At 63.2% G+C, this 24316-nt stretch carries 26 protein-coding genes and 1 tRNA gene; 18 read left to right on the top strand and 9 right to left on the bottom strand.

All coding sequences use genetic code 11. From position 1 onward, the window contains the following. The first annotated feature begins 1 nt into the window (after position 1). Entirely contained in the window at positions 2–742 is a 741-nt protein-coding gene (locus BLU15_RS10845; RefSeq protein ID WP_371589731.1) for a glutamine amidotransferase, read from the top strand. Between the two features lie 21 nt (positions 743–763). On the opposite strand, the gene BLU15_RS10840 is transcribed toward BLU15_RS10845, so the two are convergent. Further along, complete coding sequence (locus BLU15_RS10840) at positions 764–2005, bottom strand: MFS transporter (RefSeq protein ID WP_060521413.1); 1242 nt, start codon at positions 2003–2005, stop codon at positions 764–766. A 237-nt stretch (positions 2006–2242) separates the two neighbouring features. On the opposite strand from BLU15_RS10840, the gene BLU15_RS10835 reads away from it, so the two are divergent. Beyond that, positions 2243–2536 carry a YggT family protein gene (locus tag BLU15_RS10835; RefSeq protein WP_089044330.1) on the top strand — a complete coding sequence of 98 codons (294 nt, stop codon included), beginning with the start codon at positions 2243–2245 and terminating at the stop codon, positions 2534–2536. Positions 2537–2557: 21 nt separating this feature from the next. Next, positions 2558–2875 (top strand): DUF167 domain-containing protein, encoded by a 318-nt coding sequence (locus BLU15_RS10830; protein WP_090295297.1) that lies wholly within the window; start codon positions 2558–2560, stop codon positions 2873–2875. Between the two features lie 3 nt (positions 2876–2878). Here BLU15_RS10830 and ppa read toward each other — a convergent pair whose 3' ends face one another. Then, complete coding sequence (gene ppa / locus BLU15_RS10825; RefSeq protein WP_090295295.1) at positions 2879–3412, bottom strand: inorganic diphosphatase; 534 nt, start codon at positions 3410–3412, stop codon at positions 2879–2881. A gap of 160 nt (positions 3413–3572) precedes the next feature. Between ppa and BLU15_RS10820 the strand changes: the two genes are divergently transcribed. Then, on the top strand, positions 3573–4172 hold the full coding sequence (locus BLU15_RS10820) for a hypothetical protein (protein ID WP_090295293.1): 600 nt from the start codon (positions 3573–3575) through the stop codon (positions 4170–4172). Between the two features lie 33 nt (positions 4173–4205). On the opposite strand, the gene BLU15_RS10815 is transcribed toward BLU15_RS10820, so the two are convergent. The 3 genes from BLU15_RS10815 to BLU15_RS10805 form a co-directional block, all read right to left on the bottom strand. Further along, positions 4206–4712 carry a GNAT family N-acetyltransferase gene (locus BLU15_RS10815; protein ID WP_034802619.1) on the bottom strand — a complete coding sequence of 169 codons (507 nt, stop codon included), beginning with the start codon at positions 4710–4712 and terminating at the stop codon, positions 4206–4208. Positions 4713–4920: 208 nt separating this feature from the next. Continuing rightward, the gene (gene typA, locus BLU15_RS10810; protein WP_034802622.1) at positions 4921–6747 is read right to left on the bottom strand and encodes a translational GTPase TypA; all 1827 of its coding nucleotides are present in this window, start codon (positions 6745–6747) and stop codon (positions 4921–4923) included. A 201-nt stretch (positions 6748–6948) separates the two neighbouring features. Then, positions 6949–8514, bottom strand: a complete 1566-nt coding sequence (locus BLU15_RS10805) for an alkaline phosphatase D family protein (protein WP_090295292.1) — start codon at positions 8512–8514, stop codon at positions 6949–6951. A 263-nt stretch (positions 8515–8777) separates the two neighbouring features. Here BLU15_RS10805 and BLU15_RS10800 point away from each other — a divergent pair, with 263 nt between their 5' ends. Then, positions 8778–10088 carry an amidase gene (locus BLU15_RS10800; RefSeq protein WP_244546728.1) on the top strand — a complete coding sequence of 437 codons (1311 nt, stop codon included), beginning with the start codon at positions 8778–8780 and terminating at the stop codon, positions 10086–10088. On the opposite strand, the gene BLU15_RS39505 is transcribed toward BLU15_RS10800, so the two are convergent. Both BLU15_RS39505 and BLU15_RS39500 read right to left on the bottom strand, forming a co-directional pair. Then, positions 10059–10229 (bottom strand): hypothetical protein, encoded by a 171-nt coding sequence (locus BLU15_RS39505; RefSeq protein ID WP_162731863.1) that lies wholly within the window; start codon positions 10227–10229, stop codon positions 10059–10061. The genes BLU15_RS10800 and BLU15_RS39505 overlap by 30 nt on opposite strands. 163 nt (positions 10230–10392) lie before the next feature. After that, the gene (locus tag BLU15_RS39500) at positions 10393–10554 is read right to left on the bottom strand and encodes a hypothetical protein (RefSeq protein ID WP_090295460.1); all 162 of its coding nucleotides are present in this window, start codon (positions 10552–10554) and stop codon (positions 10393–10395) included. 241 nt (positions 10555–10795) lie between these two features. On the opposite strand from BLU15_RS39500, the gene BLU15_RS10790 reads away from it, so the two are divergent. From BLU15_RS10790 to BLU15_RS10765, 6 genes are all read left to right on the top strand, one after another. Further along, positions 10796–11299, top strand: a complete 504-nt coding sequence (locus BLU15_RS10790; protein ID WP_034803102.1) for a hypothetical protein — start codon at positions 10796–10798, stop codon at positions 11297–11299. A gap of 147 nt (positions 11300–11446) precedes the next feature. After that, a complete protein-coding gene (locus tag BLU15_RS10785; protein WP_244546727.1) occupies positions 11447–12592 on the top strand; it encodes a PspA/IM30 family protein in 1146 nt (381 codons plus the stop codon). A 5-nt stretch (positions 12593–12597) separates the two neighbouring features. Then, positions 12598–13227: an OB-fold-containig protein gene (locus BLU15_RS10780; RefSeq protein ID WP_090295287.1), complete on the top strand. Its 630-nt coding sequence runs from the start codon at positions 12598–12600 to the stop codon at positions 13225–13227. Positions 13228–13259: 32 nt separating this feature from the next. Next, positions 13260–14936: a flotillin family protein gene (locus BLU15_RS10775; protein ID WP_060611126.1), complete on the top strand. Its 1677-nt coding sequence runs from the start codon at positions 13260–13262 to the stop codon at positions 14934–14936. A gap of 430 nt (positions 14937–15366) precedes the next feature. After that, on the top strand, positions 15367–16473 hold the full coding sequence (locus BLU15_RS10770; RefSeq protein WP_162731864.1) for a DUF937 domain-containing protein: 1107 nt from the start codon (positions 15367–15369) through the stop codon (positions 16471–16473). Between the two features lie 92 nt (positions 16474–16565). Next, positions 16566–17063, top strand: coding sequence for a hypothetical protein (locus BLU15_RS10765; protein WP_090295283.1), 498 nt, complete (start codon positions 16566–16568; stop codon positions 17061–17063). Positions 17064–17395: 332 nt separating this feature from the next. On the opposite strand, the gene BLU15_RS10760 is transcribed toward BLU15_RS10765, so the two are convergent. Continuing rightward, positions 17396–17485, bottom strand: a tRNA-Ser gene (locus BLU15_RS10760). A gap of 295 nt (positions 17486–17780) precedes the next feature. On the opposite strand from BLU15_RS10760, the gene rplU reads away from it, so the two are divergent. The 4 genes from rplU to BLU15_RS10740 all read left to right on the top strand — a co-directional run bounded on the left by rplU (position 17781) and on the right by BLU15_RS10740 (position 19798). Continuing rightward, positions 17781–18155: a 50S ribosomal protein L21 gene (rplU, locus tag BLU15_RS10755; RefSeq protein ID WP_034802644.1), complete on the top strand. Its 375-nt coding sequence runs from the start codon at positions 17781–17783 to the stop codon at positions 18153–18155. A gap of 33 nt (positions 18156–18188) precedes the next feature. Then, entirely contained in the window at positions 18189–18458 is a 270-nt protein-coding gene (gene rpmA, locus BLU15_RS10750; protein ID WP_034802646.1) for a 50S ribosomal protein L27, read from the top strand. A 126-nt stretch (positions 18459–18584) separates the two neighbouring features. Beyond that, the gene (locus BLU15_RS10745) at positions 18585–19217 is read left to right on the top strand and encodes a GNAT family N-acetyltransferase (RefSeq protein ID WP_034802649.1); all 633 of its coding nucleotides are present in this window, start codon (positions 18585–18587) and stop codon (positions 19215–19217) included. Further along, entirely contained in the window at positions 19214–19798 is a 585-nt protein-coding gene (locus BLU15_RS10740; protein ID WP_060586506.1) for a GNAT family N-acetyltransferase, read from the top strand. The genes BLU15_RS10745 and BLU15_RS10740 overlap by 4 nt, the downstream gene beginning before the upstream one ends. A 42-nt stretch (positions 19799–19840) precedes the next feature. Here the strand turns inward: BLU15_RS10740 and BLU15_RS10735 are convergent, their stop codons facing one another. Further along, on the bottom strand, positions 19841–20701 hold the full coding sequence (locus BLU15_RS10735; RefSeq protein WP_090295281.1) for an endonuclease/exonuclease/phosphatase family protein: 861 nt from the start codon (positions 20699–20701) through the stop codon (positions 19841–19843). Between the two features lie 135 nt (positions 20702–20836). Between BLU15_RS10735 and obgE the strand changes: the two genes are divergently transcribed. From obgE to BLU15_RS10720, 3 genes are read left to right on the top strand one after another with little or no spacing between them, the layout of a single operon-like run. After that, complete coding sequence (gene obgE, locus BLU15_RS10730; RefSeq protein WP_090295280.1) at positions 20837–21859, top strand: GTPase ObgE; 1023 nt, start codon at positions 20837–20839, stop codon at positions 21857–21859. Between the two features lies 1 nt (position 21860). Beyond that, entirely contained in the window at positions 21861–23030 is a 1170-nt protein-coding gene (gene proB / locus BLU15_RS10725; protein ID WP_060521426.1) for a glutamate 5-kinase, read from the top strand. After that, positions 23023–24306, top strand: a complete 1284-nt coding sequence (locus BLU15_RS10720; RefSeq protein ID WP_090295457.1) for a glutamate-5-semialdehyde dehydrogenase — start codon at positions 23023–23025, stop codon at positions 24304–24306. Before proB ends, BLU15_RS10720 begins: the two co-directional genes overlap by 8 nt. The last annotated feature ends 10 nt before the right edge of the window (positions 24307–24316 follow it).

Here is a 24316-nt window from a genome sequence, read left to right as displayed (position 1 = left end):
AATGCCGATGCCCGACGACAGCGCCCGAAAACCCGTCCTGATCATCCTGCATCAGGAGCGATCGAGCGCCGGCCGCGTCGGCCAGATACTCGAGCAGAAGGGTTTTGGGCTCGACATCCGTCGTCCGGCGCTCGGCGACGATCTGCCGGAAACGCTGGAACGGCACAGCGGCACGATCGTGTTCGGCGGTCCGATGAGCGCCAATGACGAGGAAGAGTTCGTCCGCCGCGAGATCGACTGGCTTTCCGTGCCGCTCAAGGAAAACAAGCCCTATCTCGGCATCTGCCTCGGCGCGCAGATGCTGGCGCGCAACCTCGGCGGCTCGGTGGCACCCCATCACGAGGGCATGACCGAGATCGGCTGGTATCCGCTGGTTGCGACCGAGGCCGGCAAGGCGCTGATGGACTGGCCGGCCATGGTCTACCATTTCCACCGCGAAGGCTTCGACCTGCCTTCCGGTGCCGAGTTGCTCGCAACCGGCGACACATATCCCAACCAGGCCTTCCGCTATGGCGACAATGCCTGGGGCATCCAGTTCCACGGCGAACTCACTCGCGCGATGATGCATCGCTGGGTGGTGCACGGCGCCCATCGCTTCGAGATGCCCGGTGCCCAGGTGGGCAAGGCCCATCTCGACGGACGCATGCAGCACGACGGGCCGCTGCGCACCTGGATGGAAAACTTCCTTGAGTTGATCTTCCTGCGCGATGAACGGCCGGGAGAAAAGGCGGAAAGCGTGTAACGTGCTGTCCGCTCGCACCGCTTACTTGTGGTGATCGGGCACGTCGAGCGTATCGATCTTGCGCAATTGCGGAAAGCCAAGCGCCCAAAGCCCTGAGACGAGCAGCGTGCCCATGCCACCGAAGACGACGGCAAAGACCCCGCCGAAGCCGGACGCCATCATGCCGGCGCGGAATTCGCCAAGTTCGTTCGACGCGCCGATGAAGACCATGTTGACGGCGTTGACCCGGCCGCGCAGTTCGTCCGGCGTCCAGAGCGTGATCAGCGTCTCGCGCACATAGACCGATACCATGTCGGCAGCACCCATGACGACGAGGGCCGCGATCGAGACCCAGGGGGTCGCTGAAAGGCCGAAGATAACGGTGCCGAGACCGAAGAGCGCCACGCCGATGAACATGTAGAAACCGGCGCGATGGCGGATCGGGTGCGCCGCCAGCCAGACCGCCATGGCAACGGCGCCGACACCCGGGGCCGCGCGCAACAGGCCGAGCCCCCAGGGGCCGAGGTCGAGGATATCGCGGGCAAAGACCGGCATCAGCGCCACGGCGCCGCCGAGCAGCACTGCAAAAAGGTCGAGCGATATGGCGCCGAGCACCACCTTCTCCGCCTTGATGTAGCGGAAGCCGGCGGTGATCGTCTGCCAGCTTTGCGCCGAGGCCTGGGTGCGCGTCGCCGGCTTCGGAATGGCAAAGACCATGAATGCGGAGGCGAGGAAGAAGCAGAAGCCGATGGCATAAGGAAAGACCGCGCCGAGCGCGTAGATGAGACCACCCGCGACCGGGCCGACGATCATCGCGGTCTGCCAGGAGGTGGAGTTCCAGGCAATCGCGTTGGGCAGATCTTCCGGGGGCACGAGGTTTGGTGCCAGCGATTGCGACGCGGGCGCAAGGAACGCACGTTCGATGCCGAAGACCACGAGAACCGCATAGACCGGCCACGGCGAAAACAGCCCGGTCACTGTCAGCGCGAGCAGCGCCGCTGCGCAAAGCGTGCTGACCACCATGCAGACGCCCATGATCATGCGCCGGTTGTAGCGGTCGGCCACGGATCCTGTGACGAGGATCAGCACCAGCGATGGCAGGAACTGGAAAAGGCCGATCAAGCCGAGATCGAAGGGATCGCGCGTCAGATCGTAGATCTGCCAGCCGACGGCGACAGAGATGATCTGGATCGCGAAATAGGCGAGGAAGCGCGAGAAGAAGTAGCGACGATAGCCGACATGCCGAAACGCGGCAAAACGATGCGAGGCATGGACGGCGGACATGAGGAAGTCGCTCCTGAAGCGGGTCGCGCAAAACTGGGTCGCGGTTTTGCGATAACGACAAGTGAAACGTCAATATTCAAAAGGCAGGCAGCGCATCTGAAGGATCGCGACATGCTTTCGTCGGCACCGACTGTCGAGCGGCCACACGTTAAACATGATCGCGCCCGATAAACCGGCGTACTTGCTCGTTTAGGTCTCAATGTCTACATGTCTGTCAATAACGATTTGGAGACCGGCATGCTTGCTGTTATCGGCACCTTGAACTTCATCATCAACATCGCGTGGTTTCTGGTCATCGCGTCGGCCATCTTTTCCTGGCTTTACGCGTTCAATGTCATCAACGTGAACAACCAGGCGATCAACATGATCGGCCGCTCGCTTTACCAGTTGACCGAGCCGCTCTACCGCCCGATCCGCCGCATCCTGCCCGACATGGGCGGCGTCGACCTTTCGCCGCTGGTCGTTCTGGTAATCCTCTATTTCATCCAGCTTTTCCTGAACACGACGATCGCGCCGGCCTTGCTGGGCTGACGACGGCCGGCCAGGTGCAGGGTGAGTAGCACGGCCTTCACCGCGCATGGCGACCATGTTCGCCTGACGGTGCGCCTGACGCCGAACGGCGGCCGTGATGCCATCGACGGGCTGGAAGCGGCTGCTGATGGCGAAGAATATCTGAAAGTGCGCGTCCGCGCGGTCCCGGAGAAAGGCAAGGCCAATCAGGCACTGCTTGCCTTTCTTGCCAAGACGCTCGGGCTTGCCAAGAGCAAGCTCTCCCTCATCTCAGGCGAAACGCAGCGCAAAAAAATCCTCCGGATCGAGAGCGACCCGGAGGATCTGATGAAACGCCTTGCCGAACTGGCCGGCAGATAGAGCTTACTTGGCGCCCTTGGCGCGCTCGACGGCTTCCTTGATCAACTGGCGGGCGGTGGAAGCATCTTTCCAGCCGTAGATCTTCACCCACTTGCCGGGCTCCAGATCCTTGTAGTGCTCGAAGAAGTGCTCGATCTGCTTCAGCGTGATTTCCGGCAGGTCGGTATATTCGTGAACCTTGTCGTAGCGTTGCGTTAGGTGACCCGACGGAACGGCGATGATCTTCTCGTCCTGACCGGAATTGTCTACCATCATCATCACGCCGATCGGGCGCACATTGATGACGCAGCCCGGAACCAGCGGACGGGTGTTGCAGATCAAAACGTCGATCGGATCGCCATCGTCCGAGAGCGTATGCGGCACGAAGCCGTAGTTGCCCGGATAGGTCATCGGCGTATAGAGGAAGCGGTCGACGACCAGCGTGCCGGCTTCCTTGTCCATCTCGTACTTGATCGGATGGCCGCCGACGGGAACCTCAACGATCACGTTGACATCTTCTGGTGGATTCTTTCCGATGGAAATCGCGTCGATGCGCATGGATCTACTCCAGGGTCGGTTTGAGAAGTTTGCCCGTCGGATAAAGGGAAACATGCCGCGATGCAACATAACTTTCGTCCGTAGCGCAGATTCAACCGGTCGTTTTGCGCCTGCCCATCGACCTCTACAGGTCTGCCAATCGCGTTTGAGGGAGTTTCGTATGAACGGAAGGGTTGCATGCCTGGCGCTGGTGCTTTTGTCCGCCGGCCCCGTCTTGGCCAATGAGAGCGTCTATACCGACATCGGCCGCGACAAGTGCAAGACGATCGCCGAAGAAGAGGGCATGTACGCGTTGATGACCTGCCCCGGACATGCGGACTATCCCGTTCGCTTCAAGGAAGCCGACATCCGCCAGAGTGTCTCGTTCGGTCACCTGAACCAGCGCTATGCCGACGACGCTTTCGAGAGTTTCATTCCATTCAACCACGCCGGCACGACCGTGGAGTGGCGGGTTGCCAAGGATGGCAAGGCCGTAGCGACGATCCTGCGCTGGTTCATCGAGAACACGGACGCGTCCGGCGCTTCGGTTCCTGCACTTCAGGGGCAGGTGCTCGTCATTTCCAAGGTGGCCGAGAAGGATGACGGCAAGGGCTGCGTCGCCGGCTATGTCGATGCGCTTGCCAATCCCGATACGAATGCATTCGCCCGCAAGATCGCCGACGAGGTGGCACCGACCTTCCGCTGCGGCGTCGACAAGCCCGCCTATCACGGCACGCGGGGCGACAAGGCGGCCGATCCCAACAACGAACTGCCTGAGTAAGTCTTTGATTTCAGTGTCGCGGAGGCGTCGGGCCTAGTTCCAGGCGAAGCCGACCTTCTTCAGGTGCTTGTCGCCGAAATCTTCCATGCCTTCGGCGATATCGGTGCCGCCGGCACCCTGGAAGAACTGGTAGGCATGCTCGCTGTCTTCGAGGCACCAGACGACGAGGCCACGACAGCCGAGCGAACGCAGCAGGCTCTTGGCCTCGCCGAAGAGAATGCGCCCGAGGCCGATGCCCTGGTATTCCGGCCTCAGGTAGATCTCGTAGATCTCGCCTTCCTGCGGCAGGGCCTTGGCGCGGCTGAGGCCGAGCGTTGCATAGCCGGCGATGGTTCCGGCGACGTCGACGACGAGCAGCGTGGCAGGACCGCGGGTCGCCTTGCGCCACCAGGTCTCGTCACGGCGATTGACCATCTGAACGAGCGGACGATGGGGAATGAGACCGCCATAGGTCTGCAGCCACGAAACGCGGTGCACATCGGCAATTGCCGACGCTTCCTGCGGCTCTCCGGGCCGAATCTCTATCGAAACAGTCTTCATGACTCGCGACTCTAAACACACACAAGGCGAACAGGAATCCCGCCCGGTTGCCAGCCTGCGTTAACCCACAGGCAACTTTAACGGCACCCAATGGAAGGTTAACGCCTTTTTAACTTTATCCGCAAGTCGCCCATCGGTGGCACACACAGCAAAAAACCCCGGATCGCTCCGGGGTTTTTCTGAAAGTCGTAGGATCGATCAGGATCGATCAGGCAGCGCCAGCCGTGCGGGCCTTTTCGAAGCGCTTGCGATCGTTCGGGTCGAGGTGCAGCTTGCGCAGACGGATCGACTTCGGCGTCACTTCGACCAGCTCGTCGTCCTGGATCCAGGAGAGCGCGCGCTCGAGCGTCATGCGGATCGGCGGCGTCAGGCGAACAGCTTCGTCCTTGCCGGCAGCGCGCATGTTGGTGAGTTTCTTGCCCTTGAGCACGTTCACTTCGAGATCGTTGTCGCGGGTGTGGATGCCGATGATCATGCCGGCATAGACCTTCTCGCCGGCGTCGATGATCATCGGGCCGCGGTCTTCCAGGTTGAACATCGCGTAGGCAACCGATTCACCGGCGTCGTTCGAAAGCAGAACGCCGTTGACGCGACCACCGATCTCGCCCTTGTAGGGCTGGTAGGCGTGGAACAGGCGGTTCATGATCGCCGTGCCGCGGGTGTCGGTCAAAAGTTCCGACTGGTAGCCGATGAGGCCGCGGGTCGGAGCGAAGAACACCAGACGGACGCGATTGCCGCCAGACGGACGCAGTTCGACCATCTCGGCCTTGCGCTCGGACATCTTCTGCACGACGACGCCCGAATGCTCTTCGTCGACGTCGATCACGACTTCTTCGATCGGCTCGAGCATCTGGCCGTTGTCATCCTTGTGCATGACGACGCGCGGACGCGAAACGGCAAGCTCGAAGCCTTCACGACGCATGGTTTCGATGAGAACCGCAAGCTGCAGTTCGCCGCGGCCCGATACGAAGAAGGAGTCCTTTTCCGAGGATTCTTCGATCTTCAGCGCAACGTTGCCTTCGGCTTCCTTGAACAGGCGGTCGCGGATGACGCGGCTCGTGACCTTGTCGCCTTCGGTGCCGGCAAGCGGGCTGTCGTTGACGATGAAGGACATGGTGACGGTCGGCGGGTCGATCGGCTGCGCGGTCAGCGCTTCGGCGACCGACGGATCGCAGAAGGTGTCGGCGACGGTGCCCTTGGTAAGGCCGGCGATCGCAACGATGTCGCCTGCCTGCGCTTCTTCGATCGGCTGACGCTCGATGCCGCGGAAGGCGAGGATCTTCGAGATACGGCCGGTTTCAAGCAGCTTGCCATCCTGGCCGAGAACCTTAACGGCCTGGTTCGGCTTGACGGTGCCCGAGTGAACGCGACCGGTGATGATGCGGCCGAGGAAGGGGTTGGCTTCGAGGATCGTGCCGATCATACGGAACGGGCCTTCGGCAACCGTCGGCTCCGGCACGTGCTGCAGCACCAGGTCGAGCAGCGGCGCCATGCCCTGGTCCTTCGGACCTTCCGGGTTGACGTTCATCCAGCCATCGCGGCCCGAACCGTAGAGGATCGGGAAGTCGAGCTGCTCGTCAGAGGCGTCGAGGTTGGCGAAGAGGTCGAAGACTTCGTTGATGACTTCTTCGTGGCGGCCGTCCGGACGGTCGATCTTGTTGATCGCGACGATCGGCTTCAAGCCGACCTTCAGCGCCTTGCCGACGACGAACTTCGTCTGCGGCATCGGGCCTTCGGAAGCGTCGACGAGAACGATGGCACCGTCCACCATCGACAGGATGCGCTCGACTTCACCGCCGAAGTCGGCGTGGCCAGGGGTGTCGACGATGTTGATGCGCACGCCCTTCCACTCGACCGAAGTCGCCTTGGCGAGGATGGTGATGCCGCGTTCTTTTTCGATGTCGTTGGAGTCCATGACGCGTTCGGCAACGCGCTGGTTTTCGCGGAACGAGCCCGACTGCTTCAGGAGCTCGTCAACAAGGGTCGTTTTCCCATGGTCGACGTGCGCGATAATCGCGATGTTACGAATGCTCATTTTTCGTCTCGGAAGGTTCAGGGCAAGCCCCGATGGGCCACGCCGCTTTTTCAATGGTCGCGCTCATACAGGTTTTTTTGCGATTGCGAAAGGGGGGCGCGCGCATGAGCGTCGTGTTCAAATGCCGGTAGGCCATGGGTTTGCACTCGTCAGGGGTCTCACGAACGCCGTTTGCAAAGCTGTTGGCCGCGACCGAATTCCTCATGCAATTGCGGCCGGATCGAGCGTCACGCGCCAGAGTTCCTGGTCCTGCCGGTCCATCAGCCGCACCGTCATCTGCTGCGTCTGGCCGTTGATATCGACGATGCCGAAAAACTGCAGACCAGCCGATGGCGGCAGGTTCTGGTCGATGCCGCCGCCGGATGCCTTGATGAAACGAACCTCCGGCCCGAAGGTCATGTCGAGCTCCTTCGGCCCATAGGTGCCGGAATGCAGTGGACCGGACACGAACTCCCAGAACGGCGTGAAATCCCTGAATGCGCCGCGCCCCGGATCGTAGTGATGCGCGGCGGTGTAGTGCACGTCCGCCGTCAGCCAGACGAGGTTGTCGATGCCGTTGTCGCGGACGAAGCGCAGGAGATCGGCAAATTCGCGTTCGCGCCCCGCGGGCGGGCCGTTGTCGCCATTGGCGATCGCGTCCGAACCGCGCCGGTTGGTGTAATCGTCCCAGACGACGAGACCGATCGGCATGTCGCAGGCGATCACCTTCCAGGTGGCCCGCGAGGCAGCAAGTTCGCGCTTAAGCCAGTCGACCTGCCGCCAGCCGAACAGGGAGCCGCCGCCGTCTTCTCCCTGGTTGGCGCCGCGATAGGATCTGAGGTCAACGAAGAACACGTCGAGCAACGGACCATAGCCGATCTTGCGGAAGACGCGGCCGGGCTGCGTTGCCGGCATGCGGATCGGCGTCATCTCGTGGAACGCCCGCGCCGCCCGCTCCGCATAGACGGCAACATCCTTTTCCGGATAGCGCGCGTCGTCGCGCAGGTCGGTCGAGGCCGACCAGTTGTTCAGCACCTCGTGGTCGTCCCATTGATAGAATGTGGGGCACACGGCGTTGAGTTGCCGCACGTGGTCGTCGAGCAGATTGTATTTCCACTGGCCGCGATACTCTTCCAGCGTGCGAGCGACGTCGCGCTTCTCGTGCGTCACCACCCGGTTCTTCCAGACACCGCCATCACGTAGCGCTATCTCGTCGGGGATCGGGTTATCGGCATAGATCGTGTCACCGGAATGAATGAAGAAGTCCGGCTCGTGCTGGCGCATGGTCGAATAGGTCTTCATGCCGACATCATCAATGCCCCAGCCCTGCCCGGCCGTGTCGCCGGACCAGACGAAGCGGATCGAGCGCTTGCGCAAGGGGGCGGTGCGAAACCGGCCGGTGACCGGCGCGGAGACGCGGTTGACGTCGTAGAGATCCGTGGCGGTGAAGCGGTAGAAGATATCCTGGTCCGGCAGCAGCCCGTCGAGCGAACATTTGATCGCGCAATCCGTCTGCGGCGTCGCCGTCAGATCGGAAAGGCGAAGGGGGTTAGAGAAGCTCTCGGTGGTCGAGTATTCGACCGACACCTTCGACGGGCGATCCACCCGTGTCCAGATCATGCCGGAGGACGTATCGACATCGCCCGATTGCACGCCGTGAATGAATTCCGGCCGGCCGTAGCCGCGTGCATAAAAGGGTGTCGCAAGACCGGATGAGGCCACGAAGCCCGCGGCACCGGCGGAAAGCAGGAAAGAACGCCTCGAAAGCGTCTTGAGGATATCGGCCAAACAGACCTCCGATTCGGCAGCGCCACCGCGCGTGCCGGACCTTTGGTCATCTGGGTGTCAGCGACGTAACAGGCGCATGAAACTATTTGAACGGTTTGGCGACAGTTCGGTGAAGGCCGGAGCTGGCCGCGGCGACAATGGGACGATGGCAAACTCCGCCAATGCTGTTATCAAAGGCGATCAGCGTTGGCCCTGGTGAATCCGGGCAACGAACCCGCCTCCTGCCTCCGTTCGGTGGCCTCACAAATCGACAGGTGATCATCGTGTCCCATGCCGCCAACGTCTCCGTCCGCGACCGCCTGGAACAGATCCTGAGCCGGCTCAACAATCGTCGGCACGAGCAAAAGGCTTTTGTCCGGCTCTACGAAGAGCGCGCGCGGAGCGAGGCAGACGCGGCCGACCGCCGCCGGCAGGCGGGGGACAGCCTTGGGCCGCTCGACGGCAAGATCGTTTCAATCAAGGACCTGTTGGATATCGCCGGCGAACCGACGCTTGCCGGCTCCATCATCCGGCGCGACGCGCCGCCGGCCCAAAAAGACGCGCTCGTTGTCCAGCGGCTGCGTGCTGCCGGTGCGGTCATTATCGGCAAGACGCATATGACCGAATTCGCGTTTACGGCCGTCGGCCTCAATCCGCACTACCCGGTACCCGGCAACGCCACCGACGAAAGCCTGATCCCCGGCGGTTCGTCCTCGGGCGCTGGCGTGTCGGCGGCAGAAGGCACCTGCGACATTGCCATCGGTTCAGATACCGGTGGCTCGATCCGCATCCCCGCGGCGCTGAACGGCATCGTCGGCTTCAAGCCGACAGCCAGCCGCATCCCGCTCGATGGCGCCTTTCCGCTCTCGCCGGTTCTGGATTCGCTCGGGCCGCTCGCCCGGACCGTTGCCGATTGTGCGGCGACCGATGCTGTGATGGCCGGCGAGCAGCCAAGGCCGCTTGTCGCCCGTCCTGTCGCAGATCTTCGTATCGGCATCCCCCGTGGCAGGCTGTTTGAAGACCTCTCCCCCGAAGTCGCCGACGCCTTTGCGGCAAGCCTCGACCGACTGGCCAAAGCGGGTGCCAAGATCGTCGACTGCACCATCGATGACTTGATCGAGAAGCTCGGCCAAGCGACGCGGATCGGCTCGATTGCGGGCCTGGAGGCAAGCCGTATCCACGCCGGATGGCTGGGTGATGCGGCCGTCCCAGTCGACGAAAGGGTCAAGTTCTCGCTTCGCCGCCGCCTTTTGGTGCCCGACGCGACGATCTCGGCCCTGCTGCAAACCCGGCATGCGCTCGCTGCCGCCATGGACGAGCGGCTCTCGCCCTACGATCTCATCGCACTGCCGACGACGCCGATTGCGGCCGTGTCCATCGCAAGCGTCGACACCGACGCGGCGGAATACGACCGCGTGGAGAGCCTGCTGCTGCGCAACTGCCAGGTCGCCAACCAGTTCGATCTCACCGCTATCACCCTGCCGATGCCGGGCCTTGTGCGGCCGGCCGGACTGATGCTGGTTGGGAGAAACGGAACCGATGCGACCGTACTGGCGTCAGCCCTTTCAGCCGAAGCGCTGCTTCAGCAAGCTTGAACGGCGCGCCCGATGGTCATCGAATGAAACACCGGCCTGCAAGCAGGCCGGTTCGGCAGTCGTCGTCGCCCGAAGGATCAGCCAGACCGGTACGCCGATAATCAGCAGCGCTATGACCGTATGCCAGATAGAAAATGTCATGCTTGTGCGCCTCCCCTAGCGCAAGCGATACGTGGCCGCGAACTCTCCCGACATCCGACGCGTCGCCGATTGGAACCCGGTCAGAACAGGACATCCCTGATTCGATTCGCAACCGATGGCGGATTACGTTCGAAAAATAGTTCGTGGAGGAGACGCGCTCCGCTCAATGCATCGTTTCGCCGGAGATCTCGTCACGGAGGATGCGGAAGGCATCTTCAAGCGCGGCGACCAAGACATCGGTCAGTTCGTCGCCGTCATTGTTCGCGAGATAGAGGGCAACCATCTTGTCGGATGGGTCGCGGTAATGCTCGATATCGTTTGACATATCATTGTCCTTCATTCGCCGTGTCACATCCCGGCCATTGAGGTGACTATAGGCGAAGGGACTTGCGTAAAGCTGGATGCATGACATCAGGCGAAGGGCACAGCACGCAGCGTCGCGTTATTCTCCATGCGCTCCCTAACGGGGTCGACCGACAAAGGATAGAGGATAGCGACCTATTTCGCTCGCGCCGGGCGCACGAGCACGCTAGAGCATGTCGCCGACGAACGACGCGGGAATGAGCATGTCGAAGAAAACCAAGAGCGACGAAACCGCGGACGTGCAGCGCCTGAAACTCGATTTTCCCGACATCCATGCGGATCTGATCGCCGGCCGCATCCCGTCGCTGCGCAAGGCGCTTATCGCGGCAGGGCTTAAGGACGAGCGCACGCGCCTCGACAAGCTCAAGAATTCCTGGACCAAGGCAAGCCCCACCGAGCGTGAAACGTTCCTCAAGTGGCTGAGCAGCAATGGCGGCCCGGACGGGCTTGCCCCACACGCTCATATCGATCCGCCGCTCGCAGCGCCCCCCGCGATTGCCAGCGGTCGCTACCTGCTCCCCGAAACGATCGCCGAAATCCGCACGATCATGAATCGCCGCCGGATGCGGGCGAACGACATCATGGCCGAGATGGGATTTGCCGGCGACGACCTGTCCCTCACCCGCGCCCTGTCCAAGGGCGCAAGCCTGCGGCTCTCGGTGATTGCCGCGCTGGAAACCTGGTTGCGCAACAACGCGGCGGAGTGAACCCGCCGGACATCGTCCGCTTTCAACGCGCCCCTCTTCCGCCCGCTGCAACCCGCATTGCCGGCGCGCGACCGTTGCGCGCGTTCAGCAGAAGAAAATTGCAACTTAAACCTGAGCCAATCCTTGAAAGCACGAAAGTGGTGCTTTATGTTATTGCTCATGGCTCAGGGCAACCACACGTCGATCTTGTACTACGATCTCGCGCCGGACGCGGAGGCCAGACGTGCGCTGGAAGAAACCTTCGTTGCCTACGGCGACATGCTGGCGATGCTCGATGAACTCGCCGGCGAAAAGGCGGGCGCCAATCTCGTAACGTTGCATGAACTTGCCTACGAAACGGTCCGGGAGCGCACCGGGCTTCCGGCGCGCATGGTCACGCTTGGACTGCGTGACTTCGCGGCAAACCGCGGACAGCAGGCCAATGCCGAAAGGCTGCCGCTGGACGACAAGCTTTTCGCAATCAAGGGACCGTCGGATCTGACCGTCGCCACCGTGCGTGGTCGCGTCGCGATCCCATACGACGTCGCCGGCTATTCGCCGGGCACTCTGAATATCTTCGCCGCCCAGCTCGTTGCACAGAAAGGCGGCTATCAGATCCACATTGGCGTCACCACGCATTCCGACCGAACGGAGAAGAAAATGATGACGAATGAAGGCATCCTATCCCGTATGGGCCGCTTGATCGCCGGTCTCGCCAATGCCGCCGTCGACAAGGCGGAAGGCAGCAACAAGATCGTGATCGTCGAACAGGCGCTCCGCGAAATCGACGCGGCCGCCGAAGAGGCCCGGGTCGATATCGGCCAGGCACGCGCCGAGGAGTATCGCATCCTCAGCCGCCGCGACGAAATCGGGGCCGATCTCGAAAAGCTGGACGAAAAGATCAGCACCGCCATCTCTGCCGCCCGGGAAGACCTTGCCAAGGCCGGCGTCGCCCGCCAGATCGACCTGGAATCGCAGCTGGCCGCGCTGGACAAGGCGCTCGCCGGCGCCCGCACCGATCTCGAAGAGGGCCAGCAGGCGCTGCAGGCGGTGCTTGCCACCCGCCGCGAGGCCGAGGCGCGGCTCGCCGATCTCAAGCGCAGCATCGCCCAGTTCCCCGAGAGCAAGGTTTCGGGCCTGGCGAAGCCCAGCCCGGTGGACGGTGCCGCCCGCGCCGCTGCCGCCGTCTCCCGCGCCACGGGCGTACCGGGCGGAGAACACGGCAACAGCGCCGAGCTGGACGAACTCGACCGCCTGCATCGCGATCGGGCGATCGAGGCGAGACTGGCCGCACTCAAGGCAAAGCAGCACTGACGCCGATGCTGTTCTTCCTCGCCCCGGAATCCCTACCCTTCGCGGTTGCGGCGGTGATGTTGGCCGCCTTCACCGGCATCGAGCTCCTCTGCCTGCTGCTCGGCTTCTCACTGGGCGAGGCGATCGACAAGGCCTGGCTGGACGACCACAGCGCATTGGGCGGGCTGATGTCCTGGTTCAATGTCGGCGGCGTACCGCTGCTCGTGCTGCTGATGCTTTTCCTCGGCCTCTTCGCGATGATCGGTTTTGTCATCCAGGCGGTGGCCGGGGCCCTGTGGGCGCCGCTGCCTGCCCTTGTCGCGGCGCTACCGGCACTCGCCGTCTCGCTGCCCGCAGTTCGGATGTCGACCCGATGGGTGGCAAAGATCGTGCCGCGTGACGAAAGCTATGCCGTCGATCTCGGCGATTTCGTCGGCCGCAGCGGCGAAGTCACCGTCGGCCCACTGGACCAGGGCCTGCCGGGACGCATCCGCCTCAAGGATCGCCACGGCAACTGGCATGTGCTGCGCGCGCGCGCCGCCCGCAACGAGCAACCGATCGCCATCGGCGCGCAGGTGCTCGTCGTCGACCGCGTTTCCAACATTTTCATTGCGATATCGGCGCCGGCAGAGCTGCTGACGCCGCCCAATCCTTAAAATTCCACGTCTTAAAGTCTCACGGAGCAACCATGTTTTATGAACTCTTGGTGCCGGCCGGCATCGGCATCGTCCTGATCCTCGGCATCGGCTTTGTTCTTGCATCGCTCTATACCCGCTCGAGCCGCGACGAAGCCTATGTGCGCACGGGCCTTGGCGGCCAGAAGGTGGTCCTCGACGGCGGCTCCATCGTGCTGCCGATCTTCCACTCGATCGCCCGCGTCAACCTGAAGACGCTGCGCCTTGAAGTCCGTCGTGGCGAAGGCGACGCGCTGATCACCAAGGACCGCATGCGCGTCGATATCGGCGCGGAATTCTATGTGCGCGTGAAGCCCGACGCTTCCTCGATCGCGCTTGCAGCCCAGACACTCGGCGACCGTACCAACGATGCCGAACAGCTGCGCGTGCTGATCGAGGCCAAGTTCGTAGACGGTCTGCGCTCGGTCGCCGCCACCATGAGCCTCGACGCGCTGCAGGAACAGCGCATGGATTTCGTCAAGGCGGTGCAGGAAGCGGTCGGCGCCGACCTGCAGTCGAACGGTCTCGAACTCGAATCCGTTTCGCTGACCCGTCTCGACCAGACGGATATCAAGCACTTCAACGCCAACAACTTCTTCGACGCGCATGGTCTTGCGGCGCTGACCCGCATTACCGAGGGCCGCAAGAAGGAGCGCAACGAGATCGTGCGCGATACCGAAGTCGCGATCGCCCAGAAGGATCTGGAAGCCCGCCAGCAATCGCTGACGATCGAGCGCACCAAGCGCGAGGCGGAGCTGAACCAGGAACGCGACATCGCCAACAAGTCGGCCGCCACCCGCGCCGAAACCGCGCAGCAGGAACAGGCGGCCAAGCGCGCCGAGGAAGAAGCTCGCATCGCCGCCGAGCAGGCGATCGCCGAACGCGAGGCGCTTGCCAAGCAGGCGCGTGAAAGCGCCAACATCGACGCCACCCGCGCCGTGCAGCAGCGCGACACGGAAGCCCGCCGCGACCTGCAGATCGTTTCGCAGGAAAGCGCCATCGCGGTTGCCAACAAGAGCCGGGAAGAGTCCGAGGCGAAGGCCCAGGCTGAAACCGCCCGTGCGCTCGCCATTGCCGCGGAAGAAAAGGTGGAAACCGCAAAGGCCGTGGAAATCGCTGAACGCGAACGCCAGATCGCCGTCATCGACGCCCGCAAGAACGCCGAAACCGAAGCGACCGCCGTGACCGTCGGCGCCGAAGCCGAAAAGCAGGCGGCCCTCGACCAGGCCGATGCGATCAAGACGCTGGCCACCGCCGAGGCCGACGCCGCGATCATCAAGGCGAAGGGCGTGCTCGAAACCGGCAAGGCCGCAGCCGAGAGCGAGGCGCTGCTCAACGAAGCCCGCAACAAGCTGAGCTCCGCCATCATTGAATTCGAGATCCTGCGCGAACGCATCCGCATCATTCCCGAAGCGCTGGCAGAAGCGGTCAAGCCGATCGAGAAGATCTCCGACATCCGCATCTTCGACACCGGCGGCATGCTCGGCCGCAACGGCGGCGGCGACGGTGCTGCAAACGGCATCGGCCTTGGCGACGGGTTGGCGGGCCAGCTCCTGTCCTACCAGGCCAACAAGCCGATCGTCGACCAACTGCTGAAGGAAGCCGGCTTCAACGGTGAAAATGCCATCTCGTCGCTGCTCGGCAACCTGCAGGCGGCACCGCCGCCGGCGGAGAAATCGCCGAAGAAGTAACGCGAAACCGACGGGATCCCTGGCCTCGCGGCCGGGGATCAGACTATGGGTGCGGGCATCAGGTCAGGCCGGCCCGCGCGTGACCGCAAGCATCCTGCGGCGCTGTCGTCGCGACCCTTAAACCGGCCCTGCGGCCGACGGTCCGCCTTCTTCCCTCCTGCCTCGGCTGCCGGGTCACGGGCCGCTCAACATGCTGGCGCACTAGCGCGCGTGTTCAATGCGCCACGTTCTGCCGTTTCCGCAAGTTGCCGAGAACTGGCCATTTACATCCACAAGTGCTAATATTTTTGGGCCGAAGGTTCCAGAGGAACCCGCCTCGCGGCCGACAATCAGATAAACGCGAATTGCTTGCAGCCAATTGCCGCGCCGTCGGACGACCGCTCCATGAGCGCCGTCGATGTCCGACGACATCAACGTGGAGGAAAAGCCAATGGCCAGCAATCTTGTTTCGTATATCGCGCAGATGCTTACCCCTGACATGATCGCACGCATCGCTTCGGCGCTCGGGCTCGACAGCAGCAAGGTGCAGGGCGCCGTCAGCGCCGCCATTCCCGCGGTGCTGGCGGGACTGACGGGTGTCGCCGCGCAACCGGGCGGGGCGCAGAAGATCGCCGATACCGCCAGTCAACAGGGCGGATCGCTCGACAGTCTCATCGGGATGCTTCAGGGAGGCGATCAGGCGACGCTTAGCCAGAACGGGTCACAGATCATTTCGTCAATCTTCGGGGCAAAGGACGGCAGTGCGCTTGCGAACGCCATCGGCGGGATCTCCGGCATGGACCCGCGGGCGAGCGGTTCGTTGCTGGCGACGCTTGCTCCCCTCGTGCTGGGTGGCCTTGCCCGGCAGAGCGGCGGCGATCTCAGCGCCAATGGCATCGCCGGACTGCTCGCGAGCCAGAAGGACAACATCGCGGCCGCCCTGCCCTCCGGCGCAAGAGAACTGCTTGGCGGAACAGGCTTGCTCGGCGGGCTCGGCGCTTCGGCACAGTCTGCCGCGGCCTCGGCGAGCCAGGTCGCCCGCAGCGCCGCGACAGCGGCTTCGTCCGTCGGTGGAGCCGGTCAGCGCGCAGCCGAGGCGGCGACGCCGTCCGGGTCGCGCAACTGGCTCTACTGGGTGATTGCCGTACTCGCGCTTGCAGCCGTGCTCTTCTATCTGTTCGGCAGACCGAGCGGAGAGGTCGCGCCACAGGCTGGTACGGCGGGGCAAAGCTTGACGGTCGGCGGGGTCGACATCGGCCGGCAGGTCCAGGACAGCATGGCGAGCCTGCAGACAACGCTGACCGGTGTCACGGACGCCGCCTCGGCCACGGCCGCCCTGCCGAAACTGGAGGAGATTTCAGCCGGGCTCGACAAAGTCACGGGCGCCACCGGGCAACTGTCTGCCGAACAGAAGGCAGCCCTTTCCGCGCTCGTCGGGCCGATGATGCCAACACTCAACGGGCTTTTCGACAAGGTGCTTGCGATACCCGGCGCTTCCGACATCGTGAAACCCGCAATCGATGCATTGAAGACCAAGCTCGCCTCACTGGCGACCTGAAGAACCAGCCCCAGCATGAGCTGCCGGCCCTGCATTCCGCACGGACCGTTGGCGATTGTCATCGACGAAACCGGATAGGAAGGAAGACGGCCATGGCCGACAAATCGACATTCACCCCGGAAGAATGGACGCTGCTCCTGGAGAGCGTGATGATGGCCGGCATTGCCGTGACGGCCGCGGAGCCGAGCGGCCTCTGGGGGATGATGAAGGAAGGCATCGCCAACAGCAGCGCACTTCTGCAGGCAAAAGCCGATGCCGCAGCAAGCCCGCTCGTCAAGGCGCTGGTCGCCGACTTCGAAACCTCGGAGGGCCGGACCGCCGCTCGCGATGGGCTGCAGACGAAACTCAAGGGTGCCAAGCCGGAGGACATGAAGGCCAGATGCATTGAAACGCTGAATCAGGCCCGGACACTCGTCGAGACCAAGGCGCAGGGTGATGTCGCAGCCTTCAGCACATGGCTATACCAGATCAGCCAGAAGGTGGCGGAAGCCGCCAAGGAAGGCGGCTTCCTGGGCTTCGGCGGCGTCGCTGTCAGCGATGCGGAGAAGGCCACCTTGTCGGAAATTTCCGCGGCGCTGAAAATCGCCTAGCGCAGCTGCGTTTCGCCGCGGAAGCACGAACGTGCCGTCAGCCCGGCCGCCGACGCCCTTGCCCGGTTCGCAACGGCATCGATGGCTATAGTTCGGCAAACCGCAATCGCTGGCGACAACGCCGCGACAGCGTTGTCAGATGGGTCACCCTTTGACGCGACGCACGACCCGCGATCGCCATATCAGGGCTATCGAGCCTGCTGGCGATTTTGTTTCCTGGACGCCGAAGTCGAGTTGATAGAGACGCGCGTTTAAACAACGAACCCCGGAAGCTTCCGTGAACCGCCCTGGATCGGGCTGCTTCGCATAGCACATGGTGGTGAGATAGATTATGGCGGAGAGGGTGGGATTCGAACCCACGGTACGGTTGCCCGTACGCCGCATTTCGAGTGCGGTGCTTTCGACCACTCAGCCACCTCTCCGCTTTGCTGGTCGGCGCTTGTTCGGCGCGGTCGGGTTCATAGCGGCAGATTCGGGTGCTGGCAAGGGCCTTGTTTGAAGAATATGTAACGGCCTCGTTGCTTTCGCCTTGACACGCCTGTGCAAATCCTTGTAATCCGCGCAATGAAGTGGTGTGGCCTAGCTTCACCGCAGCGGGTGCGATTTGCGCCCATTCACCGGTGGATATCCGAAAAGGAGATCCACTCAACTGTCGACTGAGAAAAAGACGGCCTTGTCTTCGTGCAGAGAGCCGGATCGAACATGAAAGGATAAAAAATGTTCGCAGTCATCAAGACCGGCGGTAAGCAGTACCGCGTGGCCGCCAACGACGTCCTCACCATCGAAAAGCTGGAAGGCGTTGCAGGCGACAAGATCGAATTCACCGAGATCCTGATGGTCGGCGTTGGCGCCGATGCAACCATCGGTGCTCCGTTTGTCGAAGGCGCCGTTGTCAGCGCTGAAGTTGTTGAGCAGGGTCGCGCCAAGAAGGTCATCGCCTTCAAGAAGCGTCGCCGCCAGAACTCCAAGCGCTCGCGCGGTCACCGCCAGCACCAGACGACCGTCCGCATCCTGGACATCGCTGCTGCCGGTGGCAAAGCAAAGAAGGCTTCGAAGAAGTCTGAAGCTGCCGCTGAAGCCGCTGCAAACTGAGTTCAGGGATCTAAGGTTTAAAGGAGAACACCAATGGCACACAAAAAAGCTGGCGGTTCGTCGCGTAACGGTCGCGATTCTGAGTCCAAGCGCCTTGGCGTGAAGAAGTTCGGCGGCGAGAACGTCATTGCAGGCAACATTATCGTGCGCCAGCGCGGTACGAAGTGGCATCCGGGCGCCAATGTCGGCCTCGGTAAGGACCACACGATTTTTGCACTTACGGCCGGCAACGTGGACTTCCGTACGAAGGCCAATGGCCGCGTGTACGTGTCTGTAATGCCGAAAGCCGAAGCAGCGGAATAAGCCGGTAGCGCTCTAAAACAGCCGGCGTCTCATCGACCCGGCTGACGCACCTGATGGTTCCAAGCCAGACTTCAAAGGGGAGATGGGGCAATACCCAACTCCCCTTTTTCGTTTCTGGAGGAAACCATGCAAACCGAGTTGTTGAGGGAAGACCAATCCCGGTCTCCCGAGCAGAGGCTGAGGCCCCAACGGTCAAGGACCGATTGCCCGATATTGTTGTCACCCCGGCTCGTTCTGCGCGCGCCCCATGAAGACGATATCGACGCCCTTGCCCATCTTGCCAACAATGCCAATGTCGCGACCATGGTTTCGCGCATGCCGCACCCGTATACGACGGCCGATGCCGCCGACTTCGTGCGACGCGCGAAAGCCGGCACGATTGGCAAGTGCGTCTACGCGATTACCAAAGCGGACAATGGCGCATTTCTCGGTTGTTGCGGTATCGAGCCGCATCCCGATGGCAAGACGGCGGAGCTCGGCTATTGGCTGGGCGAGCCCTATTGGAACCAGGGCTATGCCACCGAGGCCGCCCAGGTCCTGACCGACATGGCCTTCCGCACCCGCGACATCGACCAGATCGATGCGCGCTGCCGGGTCATGAACTTGGCATCGCGCCGGGTCATCCAGAAGTGCGGTTTCCAGTTCCAGGGCAGCGGCATGGTCGGCAGCCTGGCGCTCGGCGGCTCGATCGCCGTCGAATGGTACCGACTCGACCGCAAGACCTGGGTCTCCTTGAGAAGCTGGGGAGGCATGCGATGAACGCGCTCGCTTCCGAACGCCAGCGGATCGTTGCCCGCCCCGGTCCCGGCCCCTGCCCGGTCATCGAGACCAAGCGCCTGGTCCTGCGCCCGCATCGGCGAAACGACGCCGAGGCGATCGCCCAGTCGCTCGGCGATTTCCAGGTGGCGCGCATGCTGGCGCGCGTTCCCGCGCCCTACGATCAGCAGGACGCGCTCGACTGGCTGACGGCGCAGACTTCAGGTTTGACGCCAGACTGGACCTTCGCCGTCACCACCGGTGACGACGTGCACATCGGCTGCGTCGGCATCGAGCTCCGCCACGGCCAATGGCATGTCGGCTACTGGCTGAACCGCTTCTACTGGGGCAAGGGCTTTGCCTCGGAGGCTGCCTATGCGGCGGTCGAGCGCTTCTTCCGCCGCATGCCCGAAACGACCCTGCATTCCGGCGTCTTTGCCGACAATCCGGGATCGCTGAAGGTGCAGGAGAAGATCGGCTTCCAGATCACCGGCTGCGCCCAGGTCTATGCGCTCGCGCGCAACGCCATGGTCGCCCATATCGAGACGCGGCTGACCGCCGCCGATCTGCGCCGACCGCACTAGAGAACATCCCCGCGAAGCTCGGGCTTCGCGGGGACTTTTTTGTCATGCGAGCGTGAAACCGACAGGCAGGTGGTCGGAACCCTTGGCCTCATAGTCGGTCCAGGCATCGATGAGACGAGACGCAAGGCCGGCGCTCAAGAAACAATAGTCGAGATGCATGCGTTTTTCGGGGTTTTCGGGATGGATCCAGCTATAGCTTTCAGGCGTCAGGCGGCCGAGATGGGCAAGCGCATCGACCGGATTCTCAAGCCGCAGCGAACGGCCGTAGAAGGCGTCGCGCGAGCCCGTCATCGCGCAGTATTCCGGCGTCTCCGGCTCCATGTTGAAATCGCCCATGACGACGAAGTCCTCCGGATGCGGCGGCTCGGCCATGCCGAAATCGGCCGCCCCGGTGATCGCGCCGCCTTCGAGCGGATAACCGAGCAGCCGGTCCTTGAGATAACGGATCTGGGCAATACGCTCGGCCGGCAGCACATGATCGAGATGCACGGAATAGACCCGGAGCGGACCGGCGGGCGTTGCGATCAGCGCTTCCGTCGCCCCGCGCTGCAGGTTCATCGGGCTGATCGTGCGGGTGCGCGGCAAGGGGATGAGCCGGGTTGCAAGGATCGGCCAGCGCGACAGGATCATGTTGCCGAACTGGAAGCGCCGGCTGACGGCGCGTCCATCCTCGATCGCCGAACCGATGTCGATGTCGCAAGGCGCGTGGAAGGCCGCGAAATGGCCAGGAAACAGCTTCTCGAAGCGGGTGACGAGATCGACATGGCCGTTGCGGTGGAAGCCGCGCGTCACTTCCTGAAGCGCGATGATGTCGGCGTCCCCGATCGAGGCGGCGATACGCTCGGGATCGAAGCGGCCGTCGAGGCCGATGCCGTATTGGATGTTGTAGCTAACGAACCGCACGATATTCTTTGACCTCCGAATAAACCGCCTATATCGATGGCGGCAAATTACAGCGCCGCGCATCCTTTAGGACCTGCAAAGGTCGCTGTAACACTTTCTAAGACCGCGCACTTACACCGAACAGATGGCAGCCCAATGAAATTTCTCGACGAAACGAAAGTCTATATCCGCTCCGGCGACGGTGGCGCAGGCGCCGTCTCGTTCCGGCGCGAGAAGTTCATCGAGTTCGGCGGACCGGACGGCGGCGACGGCGGCCGCGGCGGAGACGTCTGGGTGGAGGCCGTCAACGGCCTGAACACGCTCATCGACTTCCGTTACCAACAGCACTTCAAGGCCAAGACCGGCCAGCACGGCATGGGCCGCAACCGCACCGGCGCCGGCGGCGACGACGTGACGCTGAAGGTCCCGGTCGGCACCCAGATCTTCGAGGAAGACAACGAGACGCTGATCGTCGACATGGTCGCCGAGGGCCAGCGCTATCGGCTGGCCGCCGGCGGCAATGGCGGCTTCGGCAACGCCCGCTTCAAGTCCGCGACCAACCAGGCGCCGAACTGGGCCAACCCCGGTCTCGAGGGCGACGAGAAGACGCTCTGGCTGCGGCTGAAGCTGATCGCCGATGCCGGTCTCGTCGGTCTGCCGAACGCCGGCAAATCGACCTTCCTTGCCGCCTGCACGCGCGCTCGCCCGAAGATCGCCAACTATCCGTTCACGACGCTGCATCCCAATCTCGGCGTCGCCACCATCGACGGCAACGAGTTCATTATCGCCGACATTCCCGGCCTGATCGAAGGTGCGCATGAAGGTGTGGGCATCGGCGACCGCTTCCTCGGCCATGTCGAGCGCACGCGCGTGCTGCTGCACCTCGTCTCCGCCCAGGAGGAAGATGTCGCCAAGGCCTATAAGACGGTCAGGCACGAGCTCGAAGCCTATGGCGGCGGGCTGGAAGACAAGCCGCAGATCGTCGCGCTGTCGCAGATCGACGTGCTCGACGAGGACGAGCTGAAGATAAAAGCCAAGGCGCTGGCCAAGGCCTGCGGCGAGCAGCCCCTGCTGCTCTCTGCCGCCGTCGGCAAGGGCATGACCGAAGCGCTGCGAGCGTTGCGCAGCGTCATCGTCGCCGCCAAGGCCGGTGAAGGCTATGGCGAGGAGAACCTCTGAGATGACCAAGACCCGCAAGCCGCTTTTGAAGTATCGCCGGGTCGTCATCAAGATCGGGTCGGCATTGCTGGTCGACCGCGCCACCGGGCTGAAGAAGGCCTGGCTTGACGCCATGTGCGCCGACATCGCCGGCCTGAAGGCCAAGGGCGTCGAAGTGCTGGTCGTCTCCTCGGGCGCGATCGCGCTCGGCCGTACCGTGCTCAACCTGCCGGCAGGTGCCCTGAAGCTCGAAGAGAGCCAGGCGGCCGCCGCCGTCGGCCAGATTGCGCTCGCGCGCGCCTGGTCGGAGAGCCTTTCGACCGATGCCATCGTCGCCGGACAGGTGCTGCTGACACTCGGCGACACGGAAGAGCGCCGCCGCTACCTCAACGCCCGCGCCACCATCAACCAGCTGCTGAAACTCGGCGCCGTGCCGATCATCAACGAGAATGATACGGTCGCGACCACAGAAATCCGCTATGGCGACAACGATCGCCTCGCCGCCCGTGTCGCCACTATGGTCGGCGCCGATTTGCTGGTGCTGCTCTCCGATATCGATGGGCTCTACACGGCCCCGCCGCATCTCGACCCGAACGCCCGCTTCCTCGAAACGATCGCCGAGATCACCCCTGAGATCGAGGCCATGGCCGGGGGTGCGGCATCCGAGCTTTCGCGCGGTGGCATGCGCACCAAGATCGATGCCGGCAAGATCGCCACGACCGCCGGCTGCGCCATGATCATCGCCTCAGGCAAGCCGAACCATCCGCTGGCGGCGATCGAGGACGGCGCCCGTTCGTCCTGGTTCGCACCATCAGGCTCGCCGGTGACCGCGCGCAAGACCTGGATTGCCGGGCAATTGCTACCGGCCGGAACGCTTGCCGTCGATGCCGGTGCCGAAGAGGCGCTGCGCTCGGGCAAGAGCCTGCTGCCGGCCGGCGTCCGTGACGTGACGGGCAGCTTCAGCCGCGGTGACACCATCGCCATTCTCGGCACCTCCGGCCGGGAGATCGCCCGTGGTCTTGCCGGCTACGATGCCGACGAAGCCCGCCAGATCGCCGGCAAGAAATCGGCCGAGATCGCCGCGATCCTCGGCTATGCCGGCCGCGCCGCCATGGTGCACCGCGACGATATGGTGATGACCGGAAAACGCGCTGAGGCCGAGGGCAGCCGGAAGGATGAAGTCCATGCTTGACGAGGTGAAAAACAAGGGCGACGTCGAGACCGTCATGCTGGAGATCGGCCGCAACGCCAAGGCCGCCAGCCGACCGCTTGCCATCGCCAGCGCCGAACGCAAGCACGCCGCCCTGATCGCCATGGCCGATGCGATCGTCGCCCGCACGGACGAGATCCTCTCGGCCAATGCGATCGACCTTGAAAACGCCCGCGAAAGCGGCGTCGCCGCCTCTTTCATCGACCGCCTGACGCTGAGCGAAGGCCGCATCCGCGACATGGCAAACGGCATTCGCGCGATTGCCGAGTTCAAGGATCCGGTCGGTGACATCATTGCCGAATGGGACCGGCCGAACGGCCTGCACATCGAGCGCGTGCGTACGCCGCTCGGCGTCATTGGCGTCATCTATGAAAGCCGGCCGAACGTGACGGCTGATGCCGGCGCGCTGTGCCTCAAGGCCGGCAACGCCGTGATCCTGCGCGGCGGCTCCGACAGCTTCCATTCCTCCGGCGCGATCCATGCCTGCCTCGTCGAAGGGCTGAAGGCCGCCGGCCTGCCGGAACATGCGATCCAGATGGTGCCGGTCTCTGACCGCGCGGCCGTCGGCGCCATGCTCTCGGGTCTTGGCGGCACGATTGATGTGATTGTACCGCGCGGTGGCAAGAGCCTCGTTGCCCGGGTGCAGAACGAAGCGCGCGTGCCGGTCTTTGCCCATCTCGAAGGCCTCTGCCACATCTATGTCGATGCCTCTGCCGATCTAGCCATGGCGGAAAAGATCGTCGTCAACGCCAAGATGCGCCGCACCGGCATCTGCGGTGCTGCCGAAACACTGCTGATCGACCGCAACGACGCCGACCGACTGGTCAAGCCGCTGCTGAACGCCCTGCTGTCAGCGGGCTGCGAAGTACGCGTCTCCGACGAGCTCTCAGGCGCGGTCGACGGCCTGAAGGAAGCGACCGACGAGGATTGGGCAACGGAATATCTCGACGCCATCATCTCGGTGAAGCTGGTCGACGGGATCTCCGGTGCGATCGAGCACATCGGCACCTGGTCGTCGGCCCACACGGAGGCCGTCATCGCTGAGGATCCCGAGGTCGTCGAGCGTTTCTTCTCGGAGATCGATTCCGCGATCTTGCTGCATAACGCCTCGACCCAGTTTGCCGATGGCGGCGAATTCGGCATGGGCGGTGAAATCGGCATCGCCACGGGCAAGATGCATGCGCGCGGACCGGTCGGCGTCGAACAGCTGACCTCTTTCAAGTATCGGGTGCGTGGTGCTGGACAGGTCAGGCCCTGAGGTGACGGCA

Origin of the sequence: Ensifer sp. YR511, from assembly GCF_900103045.1 — a bacterium.
GTDB lineage: Bacteria > Pseudomonadota > Alphaproteobacteria > Rhizobiales > Rhizobiaceae > Ensifer > Ensifer adhaerens.
This window is presented reverse-complemented; position numbering and strand designations above follow the sequence as displayed.

Excerpts from the sequence above, each read along its gene's own strand:
- BLU15_RS10720 (WP_090295457.1), top strand. The coding sequence starts at position 23,023 with ATGCTTGACGAGGTGAAAAACAAGGGCGACGTCGAGACCGTCATGCTG.
- rplU (WP_034802644.1), top strand. The coding sequence starts at position 17,781 with ATGTTCGCAGTCATCAAGACCGGCGGTAAGCAGTACCGCGTGGCCGCC.
- BLU15_RS10780 (WP_090295287.1), top strand. The coding sequence starts at position 12,598 with ATGCTGTTCTTCCTCGCCCCGGAATCCCTACCCTTCGCGGTTGCGGCG.
- typA (WP_034802622.1), bottom strand. The coding sequence starts at position 6,747 with ATGAGCATTCGTAACATCGCGATTATCGCGCACGTCGACCATGGGAAA.
- BLU15_RS10790 (WP_034803102.1), top strand. The coding sequence starts at position 10,796 with ATGTCGAAGAAAACCAAGAGCGACGAAACCGCGGACGTGCAGCGCCTG.
- rpmA (WP_034802646.1), top strand. The coding sequence starts at position 18,189 with ATGGCACACAAAAAAGCTGGCGGTTCGTCGCGTAACGGTCGCGATTCT.
- BLU15_RS10820 (WP_090295293.1), top strand. The coding sequence starts at position 3,573 with ATGAACGGAAGGGTTGCATGCCTGGCGCTGGTGCTTTTGTCCGCCGGC.
- ppa (WP_090295295.1), bottom strand. The coding sequence starts at position 3,412 with ATGCGCATCGACGCGATTTCCATCGGAAAGAATCCACCAGAAGATGTC.
- BLU15_RS10845 (WP_371589731.1), top strand. The coding sequence starts at position 2 with ATGCCGATGCCCGACGACAGCGCCCGAAAACCCGTCCTGATCATCCTG.
- obgE (WP_090295280.1), top strand. The coding sequence starts at position 20,837 with ATGAAATTTCTCGACGAAACGAAAGTCTATATCCGCTCCGGCGACGGT.
- BLU15_RS39505 (WP_162731863.1), bottom strand. The coding sequence starts at position 10,229 with ATGACATTTTCTATCTGGCATACGGTCATAGCGCTGCTGATTATCGGC.
- BLU15_RS10840 (WP_060521413.1), bottom strand. The coding sequence starts at position 2,005 with ATGTCCGCCGTCCATGCCTCGCATCGTTTTGCCGCGTTTCGGCATGTC.
- BLU15_RS10815 (WP_034802619.1), bottom strand. The coding sequence starts at position 4,712 with ATGAAGACTGTTTCGATAGAGATTCGGCCCGGAGAGCCGCAGGAAGCG.
- BLU15_RS10765 (WP_090295283.1), top strand. The coding sequence starts at position 16,566 with ATGGCCGACAAATCGACATTCACCCCGGAAGAATGGACGCTGCTCCTG.
- BLU15_RS10775 (WP_060611126.1), top strand. The coding sequence starts at position 13,260 with ATGTTTTATGAACTCTTGGTGCCGGCCGGCATCGGCATCGTCCTGATC.
- BLU15_RS10740 (WP_060586506.1), top strand. The coding sequence starts at position 19,214 with ATGAACGCGCTCGCTTCCGAACGCCAGCGGATCGTTGCCCGCCCCGGT.
- BLU15_RS10745 (WP_034802649.1), top strand. The coding sequence starts at position 18,585 with ATGCAAACCGAGTTGTTGAGGGAAGACCAATCCCGGTCTCCCGAGCAG.
- BLU15_RS10770 (WP_162731864.1), top strand. The coding sequence starts at position 15,367 with ATGGCCAGCAATCTTGTTTCGTATATCGCGCAGATGCTTACCCCTGAC.
- proB (WP_060521426.1), top strand. The coding sequence starts at position 21,861 with ATGACCAAGACCCGCAAGCCGCTTTTGAAGTATCGCCGGGTCGTCATC.
- BLU15_RS39500 (WP_090295460.1), bottom strand. The coding sequence starts at position 10,554 with ATGTCAAACGATATCGAGCATTACCGCGACCCATCCGACAAGATGGTT.
- BLU15_RS10785 (WP_244546727.1), top strand. The coding sequence starts at position 11,447 with ATGTTATTGCTCATGGCTCAGGGCAACCACACGTCGATCTTGTACTAC.
- BLU15_RS10835 (WP_089044330.1), top strand. The coding sequence starts at position 2,243 with ATGCTTGCTGTTATCGGCACCTTGAACTTCATCATCAACATCGCGTGG.